17 protein-coding genes are annotated in these 21683 nt (G+C 67.7%); 11 read left to right on the top strand and 6 right to left on the bottom strand.

The annotated features are described in order from the left end of the window. Positions 1-7: 7 nt before the first annotated feature. The 3 genes from msrB to QTI20_RS17200 are packed head-to-tail and all read right to left on the bottom strand — an operon-like array spanning position 8 to position 3061. On the bottom strand, positions 8-436 hold the full coding sequence (msrB, locus tag QTI20_RS17210) for a peptide-methionine (R)-S-oxide reductase MsrB (protein ID WP_286552617.1): 429 nt from the start codon (positions 434-436) through the stop codon (positions 8-10). After that, on the bottom strand, positions 433-1914 hold the full coding sequence (locus QTI20_RS17205) for a protein adenylyltransferase SelO (RefSeq protein WP_286552615.1): 1482 nt from the start codon (positions 1912-1914) through the stop codon (positions 433-435). Before QTI20_RS17205 ends, msrB begins: the two co-directional genes overlap by 4 nt. A gap of 52 nt (positions 1915-1966) precedes the next feature. Then, positions 1967-3061 carry an AraC family transcriptional regulator gene (locus QTI20_RS17200; protein ID WP_286552614.1) on the bottom strand — a complete coding sequence of 365 codons (1095 nt, stop codon included), beginning with the start codon at positions 3059-3061 and terminating at the stop codon, positions 1967-1969. 134 nt (positions 3062-3195) lie between these two features. Between QTI20_RS17200 and QTI20_RS17195 the strand changes: the two genes are divergently transcribed. From QTI20_RS17195 to QTI20_RS17145, 11 genes are all read left to right on the top strand, one after another. Beyond that, the gene (locus QTI20_RS17195; RefSeq protein ID WP_286552612.1) at positions 3196-5010 is read left to right on the top strand and encodes a carboxylesterase/lipase family protein; all 1815 of its coding nucleotides are present in this window, start codon (positions 3196-3198) and stop codon (positions 5008-5010) included. Between the two features lie 104 nt (positions 5011-5114). Further along, positions 5115-6758 (top strand): 3-(methylthio)propionyl-CoA ligase, encoded by a 1644-nt coding sequence (locus tag QTI20_RS17190; protein ID WP_286552610.1) that lies wholly within the window; start codon positions 5115-5117, stop codon positions 6756-6758. Positions 6759-6886: 128 nt separating this feature from the next. Continuing rightward, positions 6887-8119, top strand: coding sequence for a branched-chain amino acid ABC transporter substrate-binding protein (locus tag QTI20_RS17185; protein ID WP_286552608.1), 1233 nt, complete (start codon positions 6887-6889; stop codon positions 8117-8119). 170 nt (positions 8120-8289) lie between these two features. After that, entirely contained in the window at positions 8290-9522 is a 1233-nt protein-coding gene (locus QTI20_RS17180; protein ID WP_183026759.1) for a branched-chain amino acid ABC transporter substrate-binding protein, read from the top strand. Between the two features lie 74 nt (positions 9523-9596). After that, positions 9597-10550, top strand: coding sequence for a branched-chain amino acid ABC transporter permease (locus tag QTI20_RS17175; RefSeq protein ID WP_183026758.1), 954 nt, complete (start codon positions 9597-9599; stop codon positions 10548-10550). 1 nt (position 10551) lies between these two features. Beyond that, complete coding sequence (locus QTI20_RS17170) at positions 10552-11871, top strand: branched-chain amino acid ABC transporter permease (RefSeq protein WP_286552605.1); 1320 nt, start codon at positions 10552-10554, stop codon at positions 11869-11871. Continuing rightward, a complete protein-coding gene (locus QTI20_RS17165; protein WP_286552604.1) occupies positions 11868-12647 on the top strand; it encodes an ABC transporter ATP-binding protein in 780 nt (259 codons plus the stop codon). The genes QTI20_RS17170 and QTI20_RS17165 overlap by 4 nt, the downstream gene beginning before the upstream one ends. Before the next feature lie 91 nt (positions 12648-12738). After that, complete coding sequence (locus tag QTI20_RS17160; RefSeq protein ID WP_183026755.1) at positions 12739-13440, top strand: ABC transporter ATP-binding protein; 702 nt, start codon at positions 12739-12741, stop codon at positions 13438-13440. Positions 13441-13744: 304 nt separating this feature from the next. Then, positions 13745-15850, top strand: a complete 2106-nt coding sequence (locus QTI20_RS17155) for a 3-hydroxyacyl-CoA dehydrogenase NAD-binding domain-containing protein (RefSeq protein ID WP_286552603.1) — start codon at positions 13745-13747, stop codon at positions 15848-15850. Between the two features lie 16 nt (positions 15851-15866). After that, on the top strand, positions 15867-17345 hold the full coding sequence (locus QTI20_RS17150; protein WP_286552602.1) for a M20 family peptidase: 1479 nt from the start codon (positions 15867-15869) through the stop codon (positions 17343-17345). A 34-nt stretch (positions 17346-17379) separates the two neighbouring features. Continuing rightward, the gene (locus QTI20_RS17145) at positions 17380-18555 is read left to right on the top strand and encodes an acetyl-CoA C-acyltransferase (RefSeq protein ID WP_286552601.1); all 1176 of its coding nucleotides are present in this window, start codon (positions 17380-17382) and stop codon (positions 18553-18555) included. A gap of 72 nt (positions 18556-18627) precedes the next feature. Here QTI20_RS17145 and QTI20_RS17140 read toward each other — a convergent pair whose 3' ends face one another. From QTI20_RS17140 to QTI20_RS17130, 3 genes are read right to left on the bottom strand one after another with little or no spacing between them, the layout of a single operon-like run. Then, on the bottom strand, positions 18628-19872 hold the full coding sequence (locus QTI20_RS17140; protein WP_286552600.1) for a dienelactone hydrolase family protein: 1245 nt from the start codon (positions 19870-19872) through the stop codon (positions 18628-18630). Beyond that, positions 19869-20432 (bottom strand): flavin reductase family protein, encoded by a 564-nt coding sequence (locus QTI20_RS17135; protein WP_286552598.1) that lies wholly within the window; start codon positions 20430-20432, stop codon positions 19869-19871. Before QTI20_RS17135 ends, QTI20_RS17140 begins: the two co-directional genes overlap by 4 nt. Further along, the gene (locus tag QTI20_RS17130) at positions 20429-21679 is read right to left on the bottom strand and encodes a styrene monooxygenase/indole monooxygenase family protein (RefSeq protein ID WP_286552597.1); all 1251 of its coding nucleotides are present in this window, start codon (positions 21677-21679) and stop codon (positions 20429-20431) included. The genes QTI20_RS17135 and QTI20_RS17130 overlap by 4 nt, the downstream gene beginning before the upstream one ends. Positions 21680-21683 lie beyond the last annotated feature (4 nt).

Genomic DNA, 21683 nt, shown 5'->3' with positions numbered 1-21683 from the left:
GGAGGCGTCAGTCCTTGCGGGGTTCGAAATCCAGCGACGCCGAATTCATGCAGTAGCGTAACCCGGTCGACGTGGGGCCGTCCGGGAACACGTGGCCGAGGTGGGCGCCGCACTGGGTGCAGACGTTCTCGGTGCGCACCATGCCGTGCGAGCGGTCGACGATGTTGGTGATGGCGCCGGGCACGGCTTCTTCCGAGAAGCTGGGCCAGCCGCAGCCGGCGTCGAACTTGGTCGCGGCCTCGAACAGCTTGGCGCCGCAGCACACGCAGTGGTAGGTGCCGTCCTCCCAGTGGGCTTCGTACTTGCCGGTGAAGGGGCGCTCGGTCGCGGCATGGCGCGTGACCTCGAAGGCGGCGCGCTCGGCGCCCTTCTCGGCCAGCAGCGCCTTCCATTCGGCATCGGTCTTCTGGATCTTGGGGGTGGAAGAGGAGGTCATGAGGAGCAGCTGATTTCGATCGTGGAGGCCCAGTCGGGCGGGAAACCGGCATGGGCGTCGTGGCCGGCGTGTTCTTCAAATGGGGTTTCGAGCAGTTTCAGCAAGGTGGCGACGCCCGAGAAGTCCTTGGCCGCGGCCGCTTCGATCGCCTGCTGGCCCAGGTGGTTCCGCAGCACGAACTTCGGGTTGACCGCGCGCATCGCCGCGCCGGCCGCGGCCGAGGGCAGGCCGCCATGCCGTGGCGTGAAGGTGGCGAGCCAGGCGTCGATGCCCGCGGGGTCGATGAAAAGGTCGCGGACCGGCTGCAGGTCGCCCGTGGCCACGGCCTCGGACAGCCGGCGCCAGAAGATCGTCCAGTCGGTCCGCTCGGCCGCCAGCACGCGCAGCACGCCGTCGACCAGCGGCCGGTCGGCTTCACCGGCATCGGAAAGACCCAGCTTGGCACCCATGCGGGCGTCGAATTCACGCGGAAAGACCGTCTTGTACGACTCGAGCGCGGCGATCGCCAATTCCTGGTCGCCGATCAGCGGCAGCAGCGCCTGGGCCAGGCAGAACAGGTTCCAGTAGGCCACGTTGGGCTGCTGGTTGAAGGCGTAGCGGCCCTGCGTGTCGCTGTGGTTGCAGATATGGGCCGGGTCGAAGCCGTCGAGGAACTGGAACGGGCCGTAGTCGATGGTGAGCCCGAGGATGCTCATGTTGTCGGTGTTCATCACGCCGTGGCAGAAGCCCACCGCCTGCCACCGGGCCAGCAGCGCGGCGGTGCGCTCGCTCACGGCCTCGAGGAAGGCCGCGTAGGCGTTGCCGCCGAAGCGCTCGGTGTGGCGGCAGGCCGGGTAGTGACGGTCGATCACATGGTCGGCCAGCGCGCGCAGCTCGTCGATGCGATCGGCGGCCGCGAAATGCTCGAAATGGCCGAAGCGGATGAAGCTGGGCGCGACCCGCGCCACCACGGCGGCGGTCTCCAGCGTTTCGCGGCGCACGGGTTGGTCGGAGCCGGTCACGCTGAGCGCGCGGGTGGTCGGGATGCCCAGGCCCTGCATGGCTTCGCTGCAGAGGAATTCGCGGATGCTCGAGCGCAGCACGGCGCGGCCGTCGCCGCCGCGCGAGTAGGGCGTGCGGCCGGCGCCCTTGAGCTGGATCTCCAGGCCGCCCTCGGTCTCGCCGATCGCGATCGCGCGGCCGTCGCCCAGCTGGCCGGCCCAGACGCCGAACTGGTGGCCGCTGTAGACGGTGGCGTAGGGCTGGGTGCCGGCGATCGGCAGGCTGCCGGTCAGGGCCGCGAGGGTGCTGTCCGACTGCCGCCAGCCGGCGGGCAGGCCGAGCATGCGCGCCACCGCATCGCTGTGGCCGACCCAGTAGGGCGCGGGCAGCGGGGTGGGGCGCAGGGCGGTGAAAAAGGCGGGGCCCAGGGTGGTGAAGCCGGGTTTCCAGCGCAATCCCAGGTCGGCGAGGTCGAGGTCTTCGGCAAGCAGGCTCATGCCCGGATTGTCCGGCAGAGCGTGAAACCCTGGGCCGGGACCGGTCTGCGGCTCAATGGCTCAGCGAAGGCGTGTGCCAGATCCGCGCCCGGTACTGGGCGGGCGGCAGGCCGAACCAGCGCTTGCAGGCCCGGAAGAAGTTGCTGCTGTCGACGAAGCCCAGCAGGTCGGCCACGTCGGTCAGCGTGTGGCGGTCTTCGGCCAGGTACTGCTGCGCGAGTTCGCGGCGCGTGCGGTCGAGCAGCGACTGGTAGGACACCGATTCCTCCTGCAGCCGGCGCTGCAGCGTGCGTTCGGCCAGCCCCAGGCCGGCGGCCACGTCCTGGCGGCGCGGCTCGCCCTGCTGCAGGCGGCGCGCGATCTCGGCGCACACCAGGGTGCTGGTGGTGGTCTGGCCCAGCAGGCTCAGCTGGTCGTCGAGCAGGTGTTCCTGCATCTGGCCCAGCGCCGGATGGTGGGTGGGCAGCGGCATGGTCATGTCGGATTCCGACAGCAGCATGCGGTTGGCGACCGCGTTGAAGCCGACCTCGCAGCCGAAGGCCTCGCGGTGCAGCCGGTCGCTGGGCGGCGTGGGGTAGACGAATTCCATGGCCAGCGGCTGCAGTTCGCGCCGCGTGAGCCACTGGCATTGCATCAGCGTGGTCAGCAGCGCGTACTCGACCCGCTGGCGCGGGATCGGCAGGCTGCCGCCGTTGTGCGACATCACCAGCCAGCAGCCGCGCGTGTCGGATTGCAGCGAGAAGGCGGTCGCGTCGGAGATCACCGCCATGTAGCGGGCCAGCCGCGCCAGCGCCGCGCCCAGGTCGGGGCTGCAGGCCATCGCATGGCCGACCGTGCCCAGCTTGCTGTGGGTGGCGGCGAGGTCGCGGTGCAGGCCCAGCGTGGTCTTGCCGGCGCGCGCCAGCGCGAGCTGCCACAGCACGGTGATCTCGTCGACCGGGATGCGGGCGTTCTGGCGCAGCAGCGAGTCGGGCTCGAAACCCGCATCGCGCAGCAGCGAGGGCACGTCCAGTCCCTCGGCTTCGAACATCGACAGCACGCCCTCGAGCCAGGCGGCCGAGCTGGTGCGCAGTTCTGGCTGTTGCGCGCAGCCGGGACGGCGCGGCGGCCGACGCGGATGGCGAGAGATTTGGGCTCCTGAAGTCATTGCTTTGGCTCGCTTGCGATAGCGGGGAAAACGGCGACCGTTCCTAGAATTTTGACGGGTTCGATGGCTTCGCAGTATGGGTCACCGGACACCGATCCAGAAATTCCGATTAACCCGGTGTGGATACAACAAGAATGAACGAGACAAAAAAGACAACGGCGGGCGCACGCGCGCTCGCTTCGAGCCTGGCGGCGACGGCCTGCCTGGTCCTGGCCGCCTGCGGCGGTTCCGGCGGCGCCTCGCAGGCCGCGCCGACGACCTCGCCCACCACGCCCCCGACCGTCGAACCGCCTCCCGTGGTCGACGGCCCCATGGTGCGCCAGACCACGGCCGGCAAGATCGAGGGCGTGGACGACAGCGCCCGCACCGGCACCTGGTCCTGGAAGGGCGTGCCCTTCGCCAAGCCGCCGGTCGGCGCCCTGCGCTGGCGCGCGCCGGTCGAGCCCGAGGCCTGGAGCGGCATCCGCCCGGCCGCCAAATTCGGCAATGCCTGCCTGCAGCTCGGCCGGCTGTTCGGCCCGGGCGAGAACAACACCTACGATGCGACCATCGGCGCCACGCTGGGCCAGCCGGTGGGCAGCGAGGACTGCCTCTACGTCAACGTCTGGCGCCCGGCCACCACCGACCAGAAGCTGCCGGTGCTGCTGTTCGTCCACGGCGGCAGCAACATCTCGGGCTACACGGCCGACCCGCTGTATGACGGCGCGGCGCTGGCCAAGGCCGCCAACGCGGTGGTGATCACCACCAACTACCGGCTCGGCCTGCTGGGCTTCCTGAACGTGCCGCAGCTGCGCCCTGGCGGCACGGCGGGCGACGACTCGGGCAACTTCGCGCTGCTCGACATCCTGGCGGCGCTGCGCTACATCCAGGCCAACGCCGCGGCCTTCGGCGGCGATGCAGGCAACGTCACGCTGTCGGGCGAGTCCGCCGGCGCCACCAACCTGCTGGCGCTCATGACCTCGCCGATGGCCAAGGGGCTGTTCCACAAGGTCTTCGAGATGAGCGGCGGCATCTCGCTGGCGAGCAACCTGCCGGCCGGCACGCTGCCCACGCTGACGCCGGCCTCGACCAAGCAGGGCGAGACCCTGCTCGAGAAGCTGCTGGTCGCCGACGGCACCGCGGTCGACGCCGCGGCCGCGCGCACCTACCTCGCCACCCGCACCCCGGCCCAGGTGGCCGACTACCTGCGCGCCCAGGACGGCAAGGCGCTGCTGCGCGTGGTCCAGGCCGCGGGCCTGAACAGCGCCAACCCGATTCCCGACGGCCAGGTGATTCCGACCGATCCGATCGGCGCCATCAACGCCGGCAACTACATCCAGGTGCCGGCCCTGACGGGCAACACGCGCGACGAAGGCAAGCTCTTCGCGGGCCTGCTCGGTTCGCTCGGCATCCCGGGCTTCAAGGCGGGCTGGATCGTCGACGATGCCAAGCGCTTCAAGATGATGTTCGACTACAACCCGGATGCGGCGCCCACGCTCACCGTGGAAGACATCATCGACCCTTCCTACCTGCCGGTAGACAAGCCGGGGACGGGTTACAACGCGGCCACCGGCCTGATCACGCGCAGCCTGTTCGAGGCCAACCGCGACAACCTGCTGGGCGCGATGCAGAAGCACCAGTCGAACATCTGGCACTACCGCTTCGACTGGGACAAGGCCCCGGCGCCCTGGAACGACGTCTACGGCGCGGCCCATGCCTTCGACCTGGCCTTCGTGTTCGGCAACTTCGGCCCGGCCCTGCTCACCAACGCCGAGTTCAGCCAGGTCAACAAGCCCGGGCGGATCGCGCTGTCGAACGCGGTCATGGCCAGCGTCGGCGCCTTCATGCGCAACGGCGACCCGAACACGCCGGCGCTGGGTGCGAACTGGGCGCCCTGGCCGGCGCAGTTGAGGCTCGACGCCACGCTGTCGGACGCGAAGATCACGCCCGTGGCCGCCGCGCCCAATTGAGCGTGCCGTCCAGTGCGGGTTTGTGTCATTGTGGAAGCTTCGAAAGCTTGCGTGAATCTGCGGTCGGTAAGCTTTTCAAAGTTATTTCACACAGGAGTTTGTAGATGCTGGGTTTGATGCAAGACCAACCGTTGTTGATTTCGTCCCTGATCGAATTCGCCGAACGTCACCACGGCGACGGCGAAATCGTGTCGCGGCGGGTCGAAGGCGACATCCACCGCTACAGCTGGGCCGACGTGGCCCGGCGTTCGCGCCAGGTGGCGAACGCGCTGGACAGCGAGAACCTGCTGTTCAGCGACCGTGTCGCCACCTTGGCCTGGAACGGCTACCGCCACCTGGAGCTCTACTACGGGGTTTCGGGTTCGGGCCGCGTGCTGCACACGATCAACCCGCGCCTGCACCCCGAGCAGATCGCCTGGATCGCCAACCATGCCGAAGACCAGATCCTGTGCTTCGACCTGAGCTTCCTGCCGCTGGTGCAGGCGGTGCATGCCAAGTGCGCCACGGTGAAGAAGTGGATCGCGCTGTGCGACGCCGACAAGCTGCCGGCCGACAGCGGCATCCCCGGCCTGGTGAGCTACGAGGCCTGGATCGGCGGCCAGTCCACCGACTACGCCTGGCCCAGCTTCGACGAGAACTCGGCTTCCAGCATGTGCTACACCAGCGGCACCACGGGCAACCCCAAGGCCGCGCTCTACAGCCATCGCTCGACCATCCTGCATGCCTATGCGGCCGCCTTGCCCGACGTCATGGGCCTGTCGGCGCGCGATTCGGTGCTGCCGGTGGTGCCGATGTTCCACGTCAACGCCTGGGGCATCCCGTACTCGGCCGCGCTGACCGGCGCCAAGGTGGTCTTCCCCGGCCCGGCGCTCGACGGCAAGTCGGTCTATGAACTGATCGAGGCCGAGAAGGTCACCTACGCCGCCGGCGTGCCCACCGTCTGGCAGATGCTGCTCACGCACATGAAGCCCGCGGGCCTGCGCTTCTCGACGCTCAAGCGCACGGTGATCGGCGGCTCGGCCTGCCCGCCGGCCATGATCCATGCCTTCCAGCAGGACTACGGCGTCGAGGTGCTGCACGCCTGGGGCATGACCGAGATGAGCCCGCTGGGCACGCTCTGCACGCTCAAGAACAAGCACCTGGCGATGCCGGCCGAGGCCCAGGACGCGATCCGCCTCAAGCAGGGCCGGGCGATCTTCGGCGTCGACATGAAGATCGTCGACGGCGACGGCAAGGAACTGCCCTGGGACGGCAAGGCCTACGGCGACCTGCTGGTCAAGGGGCCGTGGATCGTCAAGGAGTACTTCAAGGCCGAGGGCGGCGACCCGCTGGTGCCCGACGCGCAGGGCCGCGGCTGGTTCCCCACGGGCGACGTGGCGACCATCGACGCCGACGGCTTCCTGCAGATCACCGACCGCAGCAAGGACGTGATCAAGTCCGGCGGCGAATGGATCAGCTCGATCGACATCGAGAACATCGCGGTCGCGCATCCGGCGATCGCCATGGCGGCCTGCATCGGCGTGTTCCATCCCAAGTGGGACGAGCGGCCGGTGGTGGCGGTGGTCAAGCGCCCCGGTGCCGAGGTCACGCGCGAGGAGCTGATCAAGTTCTACGAAGGCAAGACCGCCAAGTGGCAGATCCCCGACGACGTGATCTTCGTCGAGGCGATCCCGATCGGCGCCACCGGCAAGATCCTGAAGACCAAGCTGCGCGAGCAGCTCAAGGGCTACAAGCTGCCCGGACTCTGAAACCCTGGCGGCGCGGCTTTCCTACCGCAGGGTAGGTCGGCCGTGCCACCGGCCCCGCGCGGGCAGTGGCCTGAGCCCTTGCCCGCGACTCTTTTCCGTTCCATTCCATCGCAGGAGACAAAGCAGTCATGAAGTTCCCGTTGCAGGCCGTCGCAGCCGTCGTTCTCGTATCCGCCGCCGCAGGCGCATTCGCCCAGAAGGGCGAGACGGTCAAGATCGCCTGGCTCGACCCGCTGTCCGGCCTGATGGCCGCCGTGGGCACCAACCAGCTCAAGACCACGCAGTACTTCGCCGAGGAGTTCAACAGGAAGAACCTCTCGGGCGTGAAGTTCGAGATCGTCGCCATCGACAACAAGCTGAGCCCCCAGGAAACCACCAGCGCGCTGCGCTCGGCCATGGACCAGGGCGCCCGCTACGTGATGCAGGGCAACGGCTCGGGTCCGGCACTGGCGATCATGGACGCGATCGAGAAGAACAACGCGCGCAATCCGGGCAAGGAAATGCTCTACATGAACTACGCGGCGGTCGACCCCGACCTGACCAACGCCAAGTGCAGCTACTGGCACTTCCGCGTCGACGCCGACACGTCCATGAAGATGGAGGCCCTGACCACCTTCATGAAGGACCAGGCCGACATCAAGAAGGTCTACCTGATCAACCAGAACTACGCGCACGGCCAGCAGGTCTCGAAGTACGCCAAGGACAACCTCAAGGCCAAGCGTCCCGATGTCCAGATCGTCGGCGACGACCTGCACCCGCTGGCCCAGGTGCGCGACTTCGCGCCCTACATCGCCAAGATCAAGCAGTCGGGCGCCGACACCGTGATCACCGGCAACTGGGGCTCCGACCTGTCGCTGCTGATCAAGGCGGCCAACGATGCGGGCATGAGCAACGTCAAGTTCTACACCTACTACGCCTACGGCGCGGGTGCGCCGACCGCCATGGGCGCGGCCTCCGACGGCAAGGTCTACACCGTCAGCTACGCCCACTACAACATGGGCGGCGACATGCAGAAGAGCATCGATGGCTACAAGAAGAAGCTCAACGACGACATGGTCCAGACCTCGATCCACCATGTGTTCGCGCTGCTGGACAACGCCTTCGCGCAGACCAGGTCGACCGATCCGGTCAAGGTCGCAGCGGCGCTGGAAGGCATGAAGCTCAAGAGCTTCAACGGCGAGATCGAGATGCGCAAGTCCGACCACCAACTGCAGCAGGGCCTGTACATCACGCGCTGGGAAAAGAAGAGCGCGAAGTACCCTTACGACGCCGAGAACACCGGCTACACGCTGGCCCCGGTCAAGTACTACGAGCCCTACGTGGCCAGCACCCCGACCTCGTGCCAGATGAAGCGTCCCTGAGATGGTGCACGGCGAAGTTCTACCGCACGGTAGGATTTTTCCGTGCCGTCTGTCGCGTGGGCGATAGAAACGCTCTCTCCGAGGCGGCCGTTACGGGCATTCCCTGACGGTCCGACCTGCAAAGGCTTGTAATCTCGCTCGCACTCAGACCAACGACCCAGGAGACAACCATGCAATTTCCAGTCAAGTTTCTCGCCGCCTCCCTGATTGCCGCCAGCGCCGCCGGCGCCTGGGCCCAGCAGGGCGAAACCGTGAAGATCGCATGGCTCGACCCGTTGTCGGGCCTGATGGCCTCGGTGGGCACCAACCAGCTCAAGACCTTCCAGTTCCTGGCCGAGGAGTTCAACAAGAAGAACGTGGCCGGCGTGAAGTTCGAGATCATCGGCATCGACAACAAGCTGAGCCCCCAGGAAACCACCAGCGCGCTGCGCTCGGCCATGGACCAGGGCGCCCGCTACGTGGTGCAGGGCAACGGCTCGGGCCCGGCGCTGGCGATCATGGACGCGCTCGAGAAGCACAACGCGCGCAACCCGGGCAAGGAGGTGCTGTACCTCAACTACGCGGCGGTCGATCCCGACCTGACCAACAGCAAGTGCAGCTACTGGCACTTCCGCCTCGATGCCGACACGTCCATGAAGATGGAAGCCCTGACCACCTTCATGAAGGACCAGGCCGACATCAAGAAGGTCTACCTGATCAACCAGAACTACGCGCACGGCCAGCAGGTCTCCAAGTACGCCAAGGAGAACCTCAAGGCCAAGCGTCCCGATGTCCAGATCGTCGGCGACGACCTGCACCCGCTGGCCCAGGTGCGCGACTTCGCGCCTTACATCGCCAAGATCAAGCAGTCGGGTGCCGACACCGTGATCACCGGCAACTGGGGTTCCGACCTGGCGCTGCTGATCAAGGCCTCGAACGACGCCGGCCTCAACGTCAAGTTCTACACCTACTACGCCGTGACCACCGGCACGCCGACCGCCATGGGCGCGGCCTCCGACGGCAAGGTCTATCAAGTGGGCTACAGCCACTACAACGCCCCGGGCGTGATGGTGCCGCTGATGGCCGAGTACAAGAAGCGCTTCAACGACGACATGTACACCACCGCCGTCTACACGGCCTACGCGATGCTGAGCGAGGCCTTCGTGCGCACCAAGTCGACCGATCCGGTCAAGGTGGCGGCGGCGCTGGAGGGCATGAAGTTCAAGAGCTTCAACGGCGACGTCGAGATGCGCAAGTCCGACCACCAACTGCAGCAGGGCCTCTACATCACGCGCTGGCAGAAGACCGATGCCAAGAACCCCTACAGCCCGGAGAACACCGGCTACACGCTGGCACCGGTCAAGTTCTACGAAGCCTATGTCGCGAGCACGCCCACGAGCTGCGAAATGAAGCGGCCATCCTGACGCGCACCCGCGCCTGAGTGTCGAGGCCCGACTTCGCAACTCGGGCCTTTTTCTTTTCACCACCGAACGGAACGATGAACGTCGAATTCTTTGTCATCTCGCTGCTCAATGGCGTCAGCTATGGGCTGCTGCTGTTCATGCTGAGCTCGGGCCTTACGCTCATCTTCAGCATGATGGGCGTGCTCAATTTCGCGCACACCAGCTTCTACATGCTCGGGGCCTACCTGGCCTACACGATCTCGGGGCTGGTCGGCTTCTGGCCGGCGCTGGTCATCGCGCCGCTGGTGGTGTTCGCGCTGGGTGCGCTCTTCGAGCGCTACAGCCTGCGCCGGGTCCACAAGTACGGCCATGTGCCGGAGCTGCTGGTGACTTTCGGCCTCTCGTACCTGATCCTGGAAGTGGTGCAGCTGCTGTGGGGCCGTTCCACCGTGCCCTACGGCCTGCCGACGCAATTGCAGGGCCCGCTGTTCACGCTCTACGGCACCCAGTTCCCCAAGTCGCGTTCCTTCATCATGCTGGTCGCGATGCTGATGCTGGTGTCGGTCTGGCTGCTGCTCACGCGCACCCGCATCGGGCTGGTGATCCAGGCCGCGCTGAAGAACCCGGAGATGGTCGAGGCGCTCGGCCACAACGTGCCGCGCGTGTTCATGCTGGTGTTCGGCGGCGGCGCCGCGCTGGCCGGCCTGGCCGGCGTGATCGGCGGCAACACCTACGTCACCGAGCCGGCGATGGCCGCCTCGGTGGGCTCGATCATCTTCGTGGTGGTGGTGGTCGGCGGCATGGGCTCGCTGGCCGGCGCCTTCCTGGCCTCGCTGCTGATCGGCATCGTCCAGACCTTCGCCGTGGCCATGGACTATTCGGTCGCCACCGGCCTGCAGGGCCTGGGCGTGGCCGTGACCGACCAGACCTTCGGCTACGAGCTGATGAAGCTCACCATCTCGCAGGTCGCCCCGATCCTGCCCTATCTGTTCCTCGTGCTGATCCTGATTTTCCGCCCTAAAGGCTTGCTCGGCACCCGTGAAGATTGACATGAACACCATTGCGAATCCTTCGGCGCCCGTGCGCTACCACCGCTTCAAGCCCTGGAACCTCGGCCGCATCCTGGTGTGGTCGCTGTTCGCCATCGCGCTGATCGTCGCGCCCATGCTGTTCCGCAGCAGCCTGGCGCTGACCATGCTCTCGCAGATCGGCTACCTGATCATCATCTGCCTGAGCTACAACATGCTGCTGGGGCAGGGCGGCATGCTGAGCTTCGGCCATGCGGTCTACACCGGCCTGGGCTCCTTCATCGCCATCCACACCATGAACCTGGCGGCCAGGGGCAGCATCCCGGTGCCGCTGGTGTTGATCCCGCTGGTGGGCGGCCTGGGCGGCATGTTCTTCGCGATCCTGTTCGGCTACGTCACGACCAAGAAGTCGGGCACCACCTTCGCGATGATCACGCTGGGCCTGGGCGAGCTCGTGGCCTCGATGGCGCTGATGTTCCCCACCTTCTTCGGCGGCGAGGGCGGCATCACCACCAACCGGGTCTACGGCACGCCTTTCTTCGGCCTGAACTTCGGCTCGCAGATGCAGGTGTACTACCTGATCGCGGTCTACTGCTTCATCTGCACCGCGCTGATGTTCGCCTTCACCGGCACCCCGCTGGGCCGGATCCTGAACGCGGTGCGCGACAACCCCGAGCGGGTCGAGTTCATCGGCTACAACACGCAGCGCGTGCGCTACACCGCCTTCATCATCGCGGGCTTCTTCGCCGGCATCGGCGGCGGGCTGGCCTCGATCAACTTCGAGATCGTCAACGCGGCCGACAGCCTCAACGGCCTGCGTTCGGGCGGCTACCTGCTGTTCACCTTCCTGGGGGGCGCGACCTTCTTCTTCGGGCCGATCATCGGTGCGGTGCTGCTGGTCTTCGCCTCGATCCTGCTGTCCGAGCTCAGCAAGGCCTGGCTGCTGTACCTGGGCCTGATCTTCCTGTTCATGGTGATGTTCGCGCCGGGCGGCGTGGCCAGCCTGATCATGATGAACCTGCGGGTGGCCAAGTTCGGCCTCTTCAAGCCCTTCTGGAAACTCTACGCCGGGCTGTTCGCGACCGGTGCCGTGCTGGTCGCCGGCGTGGCCAGCGTGGTCGAGATGATCTACCACATGCAGCTCAACGCGGCCCTGGGCCCGACGGTCCGCTTCTTCGGCTTCACGCTCGACACCTCGAGCGCGACCAGCTGGACGGTCTCGGTCGGCCTGATGGTGGTCGGCGGCGTGCTGCTGGAAATCGTGCGTCGCCGCTTCGTGCGCGAGTGGGGCGCGGCACAGGAAGTGATCGAGCGCGAGATCAAGCGCGGGGAGACGGCATGAGCGCCACATTGAACTACGCACTGGAACTCAAGGACCTGCGCAAGAACTTCGGCAAGACCGAGATCATCCGTGGCGCCAACCTCGCGGTGAAGGCCGGCGAGCGCGTCGCCATCATCGGGCCCAACGGCGCGGGCAAGTCCACGCTGTTCAACCTCATCAGCGGCCGGCTCACGCCGACCAGCGGCGACGTGCTGCTCAACGGGCAGCGGGTCAACGGCATGCGGCCCTATGAAATCAACCGCATGGGCTTGTCGCGCAGCTTCCAGATCACCAACATCTTCCCCAAGCTCAGCGTGTTCGAGAACCTGCGCTGCGGCGTGCTGTGGAGCCTGGGCTACCGCTACACCTTCCTGCGCTTCCTGTCGAACCTGGACGATGCCAACGAGCGCACCGAACAGCTGATGCGCCAGGTCGGCCTGGACCGCAAGCGCGACGTGCTGGCGGTGAACCTGACCTACGCCGAGCAACGCGCGCTGGAGATCGGCGTGACCATCGCCGGCGGTGCCAGCGTGATCCTGCTGGACGAACCCACGGCCGGCATGAGCACGACCGAGACCGCGCATTTCATCGCGCTCATCAAGGAGGTGACCGTGGGTCGCACGCTGTTGACGGTGGAACACGACATGGGGGTGGTGTTCGGCCTGGCCGACCGGATCGCGGTGGTGGTCTATGGCGAGGTGATCGCCTTCGACACCCCGGCCGCGGTGCGCGCCAACGCGCGCGTGCAGGAGGCCTACCTGGGCTCTGCCGTGGCCGATGCACAAGGAGGCCACTGATGACTTTGCCCCCACGTTCATCACTTCGTGTATTCGCTGCCCCCCGAGGGGGTCGCGGCCTCCCTTGGGGCGGCCCGGCGGGAGACCTGACATGTTGAAACTCCAAGACCTGCACGCCTACTACGGCAAGAGCCATGTGCTGCACGGCGTGTCCTTCGAGGTCCAGCCGGGCCAGATCGTCGCGCTGCTGGGCCGCAACGGCTCGGGCCGCTCGACCACCGCCAAGGCCATCATGGGCCTGGTGCATGCCGAGGGCGGCCTGCACTGGAAGGGCCAGGACATCCTGCGCCGCAAGGCCTACGAGATCGCGCACCTGGGCATCGGCTACGTGCCCGAGAACCGCGAGATCTTCCCCAAGCTCACGGTGCACCAGAACCTGCTGCTGGGCCAGAAGGGCAAGGCGGCGGTCAAGTCTAGCCGCTGGTCCTTCGACGACATGTACGCGATGTTCCCGCGGCTCAAGGAGCGCCAGCACAACGAGGCCGGCGTGCTCTCGGGCGGCGAGCAGCAGATGCTCACGCTGTGCCGCACGCTGATGGGCGACCCCGACCTGATCATCATCGACGAGCCCACCGAAGGCCTGGCGCCCAAGATCGTCGAGCTGGTGGGCGAATACCTCAAGCGGCTCAAGGACCGCGGCGTGTCGGTGCTGCTGATCGAGCAGAAGCTCACCATCGCGATGCAGATCTCCGACCGCGCGCTGGTCATGGGCCACGGCAGCATCGTGTTCGACGGCACGCCCGACGGCCTGCGCGCCGACGCGGCCACGCGCAAGGAATGGCTCGAGGTCTAGGATCGGCTGTCGAAAGCGGACTTCCGGACGCAGAGGGCGCGAAGATTTCGCAGAAGACGCCAAAGGAACAGGAACACATCTGGCTGTTCTTTCGCGTCCTCTGCGTCCGGTATCCGTTCCCGCATTCGGACGCCTTGTCCCAACAGCGACTGGGCGACATTGCCCGGTCGCCGGAAATGCCTAGAATTCCAGAAAAAAAGAACAGTCGTTCTTTTCGGAGACAGTCCCCGCCGGGCGCGCTGCGCCGGGCGAGGGGTGCTCCGCGGTTCATCCTCTCCAACCCTCTCATTCGAAGGAAAGCAGCATGACGGCTGAATACAAAGTGCTCGGCGAGGTCGCCGTGATCACGCTGGCCAACCCCCCGGTCAACGGCCTGGGCTTTGCGACGCGCGTGGGCATCACCGACGGACTGGCGAAGGCGCTGGCCGACGATGCGGTGAAGTCGGTCGTCATCACCGGTGCCGGCAAGGCCTTCTCGGGCGGCGCGGACATCAAGGAATTCGGCACCGCCAAGGCGCTGCAGGACCCGAACCTGCTGAGCGTGATCCTGGCGCTCGAAGCCTCGACCAAGCCGATCGTCGCCGCGATCCACTCGGTCTGCATGGGCGGCGGCCTCGAGCTCGCGCTCGGCTGCCACTACCGCGTGGCCGCACCGGGCACCAGCGTCGCGCTGCCCGAAGTCAAGCTGGGCCTGCTGCCCGGTGCCGGCGGCACGCAGCGCCTGCCGCGCGTGCTCGGCGTGGAAACCGCACTCAACATGATCGTCAGCGGCGAGGCCGTGAAGAGCGAAGTGCTGGCCAGCCTGCCGGGCCAGAAGCTGTTCGACGCGCTGTCGGCTTCGGCCGAATCGCTGTTCGACGAAGCCGTGGCCTTCGCCAAGTCGGTCGCCGGCAAGACCGGCGATGCGCTGCCGCTGGTGCGCAACCTGCCGTGCAAGCACCCGCAGGGCGACGCCTACTTCCAGTTCGCGCGCAACATGGTCGGCGGCATGTCGAAGAACTACCCGGCGCCGCTCAAGTGCGTCGATGCCGTCGAGGCCGCGGCCAAGATGAAGTTCGACGACGGCCTGGCCGAAGAGCGCCGCCTGTTCACCGCGCTGATGTTCACGCCCGAATCGCTGGCGCTGCGCCACCTGTTCATGGCCGAGCGCGCGGCGAGCAAGATCCCCGACGTGGCCGACGACACGCCCAAGCGCGAGATCAAGTCGGTGGCCGTGATCGGCGCCGGCACCATGGGCGGCGGCATCTCGATGAACTTCCTCAACGCCGGCGTGCCGGTCAAGATCCTCGAGATGAAGCAGGAGGCGCTCGACCGCGGCGTCGCCACCATCAAGAAGAATTACGAAGCCCAGGTCAAGAAGGGCAAGCTCAAGCAGGACAAGTACGAGCAGCGCATGGCGCTGCTGAGCACCACGCTGAGCTACGACGACCTCAAGGACGCCGACCTGATCATCGAGGCGGTGTTCGAAGAACTCGGCGTCAAGGAAAAGGTCTTCGGCGAACTCGACCGCGTGGCCAAGCCCGGCGCGATCCTGGCGTCGAACACCTCGACCCTCGACGTCGACAAGATCGCGGCCTTCACCCAGCGTCCGCAGGACGTGGTGGGCATGCACTTCTTCAGCCCGGCCAACGTGATGAAGCTGCTGGAAGTGGTGCGCGGCGCCAAGACCGGCAAGGACGTGCTGGCCACCGTGATGGGCGTGGCCAAGAAGATCAAGAAGACGGCTGTGGTCTCGGGCGTGTGCGACGGCTTCATCGGCAACCGCATGATCGAGCAGTACTCGCGCCAGGCCGGCTTCCTGCTGGACGAGGGCGCGACGCCGCAGCAGGTCGACCGCGCGGTCGAGAAGTTCGGCTTCGCGATGGGCCCGTTCCGCATGGGCGACCTGGCCGGCAACGACATCGGCTGGGCGATCCGCAAGCGCCGCGCCACCGAGCGCGCCGACATGAAGTACAGCAAGACCGCCGACAAGCTCTGCGAGCTGGGCCGCTTCGGCCAGAAGACCGGCGCGGGCTGGTACGACTACCAGGCCGGCAAGCGCGACGCGATCCCGAGCCAGGTCGTGCTGGACCTGATCGCGCAGCACCGCAAGGACGAAGGCATCACGCCGCGCAAGATCAGCGACGAGGAAATCGTCCAGCGCCTGGTCTACGCCCTGGTCAACGAAGGCGCGCACATCCTCGAGGACGGCATCGCCTCGAAGGCGGGCGACATCGACATGGTCTACCTCACCGGCTACGGCTTCCCGATCTGGCGCGGCGGCCCGATGCACTACGCGGGCCAGGTCGGCCTGTACAACGTGGCCGAGGCGATGAAGCGCTTTGCCCGGAACCCGCACGACGATGCGGCCTTCTGGGAGCCGGCACCGCTGATCCGCAAGCTGGTGGCCGAAGGCAAGTCCTTCGCCTGAAGCGGCAGGCCACACCGTGCTGAAGCGAGCATTCGTCGGCGTGTTGGGCGTGGTCGTGGTGCTGGCCGCCGCGATGGCGGTCAACACCTGGCGCACGCCCTCGCAGCAGGTGGCGGTGGCGGCCCCGCCACCGCTGGCCATCGACCTCGATGCGGCCGTGCAGCGACTCTCGGGCGCGGTGCAGCTGCGCACGGTGTCCAGCCTGGAGAACGTGGCGCAGAGCGAGGCCGAGTTCGACAAGCTCCATGCGCTGCTGGCGCAGCAGTTCCCCAGGCTGCATGCCGTGCTGAAGAGGGAAGTGGTCGGCAGCAAGGCGCTGCTCTACACCTGGGCCGGCAGCGACCCCAGCGCCGCGCCGGTGGCGCTGCTCGCGCACCAGGACGTGGTGCCGATCGCGCCGGGCACCGAGAAGATGTGGACCGTCGCGCCCTTCAGCGGCACGGTGCAGGACGGCTTCGTCTGGGGCCGCGGCACGCTCGACAACAAGAGCAACCTGATGGCCCAGTTCGAGGCCGTCGAGATGCTGGTGGCCGCGGGCTTCCAGCCGCGCCAGACCGTCTACTTCGTGTTCGGCGACGACGAGGAGGTCAGCGGCCTGCGCGGCGCGCTGCCCATCGCCCAGCTGTTGAAGTCCCGCGGCGTGCGGCTCGAGTGGGTGCTCGACGAGGGCCTGCTGGTGCTCGACGGCGTGCTGCCGGGCCTGAGCAAGCCCGCGGCGCTGATCGGCCTGGCCGAGAAGGGCTATGCCACCTTCTTCCTCTCGCTCGACACCGCGCCCGGTCACTCCTCGATGCCGCCCGCGCACAGCGCGATCGGCCAGATGAGCGCCGCGCTGGCCCGGCTCGAGGCCACGCCCATGCCGGGCGGGATCCAGGGCGTCGCGCGGTCGATGTTCGGCACGCTGGCACCCGAGATGGGCGGCGTCAACCGCTTCATGCTCACCAACCTCTGGCTGACCGCGCCGCTGGTGCAGGGCCAGCTGGAGAAGAGCCCGAGTAGCAACGCGATGCTGCGCACCACCACTGCGCTGACCATCGTCAAGGCCGGCAACAAGGACAACGTGCTGCCCGGCCGCGCCGAGGCGGCGGTGAACTTCCGCGTGCTGCCCGGCGATTCGCTGCAGAGCGTCGAGGCGCATCTGCGCAAGACGCTGGCCAACGACGCGATCCAGATCGAGGCCTACCCGGGCAACTCGGAGCCTTCGCCGGTCTCGCCCACCGAAGGCAGGGGTTACGCCACCCTCGCGCGCTCGGTGCGCGAGGTCTTCCCCGAGGCCGTGGTGGCGCCGGGCCTGATGACCGCGGCCACCGACTCGCGCCACTTCAGCCTGGTCAGCGACGCGGTCTACCGCTTCTCGCCGCTGCAGATGAAGGGCGAGGACCTGGCGCGCTTCCACGGGACCAACGAGCGCCTGGCGGTGACCAACTACGCCCGGATGATCCAGTTCTATCACCAGGTCCTGCGCAGCACCGGCCCGGCCGCGGCCGCGCAATGACCTCTTTCCCTTCCATTCTCCAAAGGACCTCACCATGACCCGCGCCGTCATCGTTTCCACCGCCCGCACGCCGCTCGCCAAGAGCTGGAAGGGTGCCTTCAACATGACGCACGGCGCCACGCTGGGCGGCCATGCGGTGCAGCACGCGGTCGCCCGCGCCGGCATCGACGGCGCCGAGGTCGACGACGTGATCATGGGCTGCGCCACGCCCGAGGGCGCGACCGGCTCCAACATCGCGCGCCAGATCGCGCTGCGCGCCGGCCTGCCCATCACCACCTCCGGCATGACCATCAACCGCTTCTGCTCCTCGGGCCTGCAGACCATCGCCACTGCGGCCCAGCGCATCATCGCGGGCGAGGGCGAGGTCTACGTGGCCGGCGGCGTCGAGAGCATCTCCTGTGTGCAGAACGAAGCCAACCGCCACATGATCACCGACCCGTGGCTGGTCAAGCACAAGCCCGAGATCTACTGGAACATGCTGCAGACCGCCGAGCAGGTGGCCAAGCGCTACAACATCGGCCGCGACGCGATGGACGAGTACGGCGCCGCCAGCCAGCAGAAGGCCACGGCCGCGCTGGAAGCCGGCCGCTTCAAGGACGAGATCGCCCCGATCACCGTGCTGGCCGGCGTGGCCGACCCGGTGCTGGGCCTGCGCACCAAGGAAGTCACGGTCGAGAACGACGAAGGCATCCGCGCCGGTACCACCAAGGAAGGTATCAGCGGCATCCGACCGGCCATCCCCGGCGGCCTGATCTCGGCCGGCAACGCCAGCCAATTCTCCGACGGCGGCGGCGCCTGCGTGCTGGTCGATGAAGCCTATGCCGAGCGCAAGGGCCTGAAGCCGCTGGGCCGCTTCCTGGGCTTCGCGGTCGCGGGCTGCGAGCCCGACGAGATGGGCATCGGCCCGGTCTTCGCGATCCCCAAGGTGCTGAAGAAGCTGGGCCTGACGGTCAACGACATCGACCTGTGGGAACTCAACGAAGCCTTCGCGGTGCAGGTGATCTACTGCCGCGACAAGCTGGGCATCCCGGCCGACCGCCTCAACGTCGACGGCGGCGCCATCGCCGTGGGCCACCCCTACGGCGTGAGCGGCCAGCGCCTCACCGGCCACGCGCTTATCGAAGGCAAGCGCCGCGGCGCGAAGAAGGTCGTGGTCACGATGTGCATCGGCGGCGGCATGGGCGCGGCGGGCGTGTTCGAAGTGATCTGATCTTCGAATCACTGCGGCAAGCAAAAGGCCGCGTCGGGCCTCCAGCCCGGCGCGGCCTTTTCGCATCCGCGCCTAGGCGGAATGCGCCCAGTTGGCCATCAGCGTGTTCGACGGCAGCTGTTCGTCGAGCAGCTTGCGCGCGGTCTCCACGCCGGCCACCGGCAGCCCGGTCGGATCCAGCTTGCCGATCTGCACCAGCACGCTGGCCTGGTCCCAGTAGATGTGCTCGTGGTAGAGCTTGTCGCCGCGGAACTTCACGATGGCGACCAGCGGGATCTCCACGCGTTGGCCGGTGGGCGGCACGCCCGGCAGCAGCCAGTCGATCTCGCAGCTGTGGGTGAAGCAGAACAGCATCTCGTCGACGATCTGGCTGGTGCCCACGGTGCGCGAGATCGGGATCAGCGTGGTGTCGGGCGGGTTCGCATCGACGAAGTGGTGGCGGTAGAAGCGCGACAGCAGCCGGTGGCCCACGCCGCCGGTCATCGTCGGGATGTGGTTGACGTAGGGCTCGGCCACCATCGTGGCCATGGTGGCCTCGACGTCGCGGGTGGCGAATTCATGCTCGCAGTGCTTGTCCCACAGCGCCGAGAAGTCGTAGTGCGGTCCCAGCACCTTGCGAAAGGCGGCGATGCTGCGCTGGTGCGCCATCAGCGCCGAGGGCTTGTGGAAATGCTCGCTGCCGGCGCGGGCGAAGGCATGGTCCGCGCCGGGGTAGACGTAGAGTTCCACGCCGGCGCGTCCCTGCAGCGCCTGCAGGATGGCGTCGCGTGCCGGCGGCGGGCAGAAGCCGTCCTGCTCGGCGATGTGCAGCACCAGTGGCTTGCCTTTCAGGGCCTTGGCCTCGTCCAGCGCCTGTTCGATGCCGACGCCGTAGTAGGCCACGGCCACCTCGCAGTCGGTGCGGCAGGCCGCCAGGTAGGCCAGCTTGCCACCCAGGCAGAAGCCCAGAACGCCCGCCTGGCCCGCGAAGGCCGGCAGGGTGCGCAAGGCGTCCAGCGCGGCCTGGATGTCCTCCACGCCCTTGGCCTCGTCGAAGCCCTGGTAGAGCGCCAGCGCGCGGTCGAACTGCGATTCGTCGAGTTCGATGCCGGCTTCCTGGCGCCAGAAGAGATCGGGCACCAGCGCGACATAGCCTTCCTCGGCGTAGTAGTCGGCCAGCTCGCGCATCGTCCTGTTGACGCCGAAGATCTCCTGCGCGATGACGATGCCCGGGCCCTTGCCCGATGCGGGCAGTGCCAGGTAGGCGCCGAAGTCGCCGCTGCCGTCGGTGGCGCGGATTCTCAGGCGGCCTGCATGCGTGTCGGGTGGGGTGCTCATGGGGTGGTGTCTCCAGGTGCTTGCAAGGTGGTGTAGCGGCCGTCGGCGTAGAGCAGCGGCGCATGGCGTCCCGGGTGCAGCTGCACCGCCTTGATCTCGCCGATCATCACGGCGTGGCTGTGCGCGACCATCATCTCGTCGACCACGCAGTCGAAGGCCACCAGCGCGTCGCGCAGGATCGGGGCGCCCGTGGTCAGCGTCTCCCACAGCCCGGGCTCGAACAGGTCGCCGCTGCCGGGCCCGGCGCCGCCGAAGCGGCCCGCCAGGTCGGCATGGTGCGTGGCCAGCAGGTTCACGCTCATGCGCCGGCTTTCGGTGATGCCGCGGAAGGTGCTGCCGTTGAGGTTGATGCAGGTCAGCAGGCGCGCGGGCTCCGCCGACAGCGGCGTGACGGCCGTGGCCGTGAGGCCGGTGAGCCGCTGGCCGTCGGAGGTGGCGACGATGCACACCGCGCCCGCGAGCCGGCGCATGGCCAGCCGGAAGTCGGCCGGCGGCAGGCAGGCGGCCCGGCGCAGGGCCTGCAGCGGGAGCAGGGCGGGAGAGGCTTCGGCCACGCTCATGCTGCGGCCTCCTCGGCCGGCGCGACTTGCGTCAGGTAGGCATTGGCCAGGTCCGGGCGCATGAAGAAGTTGGCGTAGTCGGTCGGGTCGTTGAAGCCGTTGACGATGCGCCGCGCCACCGCGGGCGATGCGGCAGCGCTGCCCAGCAGCCGCATCACGTGTTCGGGCGGCGGCGCCAGCATGGCGTTGGTCCAGCCGCTCACATGCGTGCCGTAGCCGTTCCAGAAGCCCTCGAAGGTGTCGTGCATGAAGCGCTCGTCGAAGGCCGCCTGGCCCTGCGCGACGATGGCGGCCTCGACCGCATGCGCGAACTTGGCGGCGTTGTTCGAGCCCTGGCCCGTGATCGGGTCGTTGAGCATCACCGCATCGGCCATGCCCATCACCAGCCGGCCGCTGGGCAGGCGCCCGACCGGCTTGCGCACGGTCGGCGGGAAGGCGCCGCTGAGCAGGCCGTTGGCGTCGGTGAGTTCCACCTGCGCGCAGCGTGCCGCCTCCCAGGGCAGGAAGCGCTGCAGGATCTCCAGCGAGCGCGCCAGGTGGTCGGCGGGGCTGCGGACATCGGCCCAGCAGTCCATCGGGCCGCCCGGGATGCCCTCGAACACCATGATCTCGCACGGGCCGCTGTGCGTGAGTGCCGGGAAGACGAAGTACTCGCCCACGCCCGGGATCAGGTTGAAGCTCACCGCGCTGTGCTCCTCGCGCGGCCGCATGCCGTGCACGTAGGTGAGGGCCAGGGCGCGCTGGGGTCGGTCGTAGGGGCTGCGGTCGGCGTCGCGCTCGAACATCTTGGCGATCGCGCCCTTGCCGGCGGCCACGATCACCAGGTCGTGCTCGCGCGTCCACTGCTCCAGGTCGTCGATCTCGGCGTCCTTGAAGCGCAGTCGGCCGCCCCGCTGGCTGAAGGCCTCCATCCAGCCGGGCACCTTGACGCGCTGGTCGACCGACTGCGCGACATGGTCCAGCCGGTGGCTCCAGCTCAGCGCCTTCACGCCCGCCTGCTCGGGGTGGGGCACGGCGAAGGAGATGCCCTCCACCGGCGGGCAGTCCCGTTCCCAGAAGGCCAGATCGCGGTCGCGCTCCAGCTGCAGGCTGTCGTGGAACATGCATTGGCTGGACATGACCTTGCCGCCGCGGATGTCGTCCGCCGAGCGGTTCGAGACCACGGTCACGCCATAGCCCCGGGCCTGCAGGCCCAGGGCGAGTTGCAGGCCGGACTGGCCGGCGCCGACGATGAGGATGTTGCGCATGGGT

The organism is Variovorax sp. J2P1-31, assembly GCF_030317215.1.
Lineage (GTDB): Bacteria > Pseudomonadota > Gammaproteobacteria > Burkholderiales > Burkholderiaceae_C > Variovorax.
This window is presented reverse-complemented; position numbering and strand designations above follow the sequence as displayed.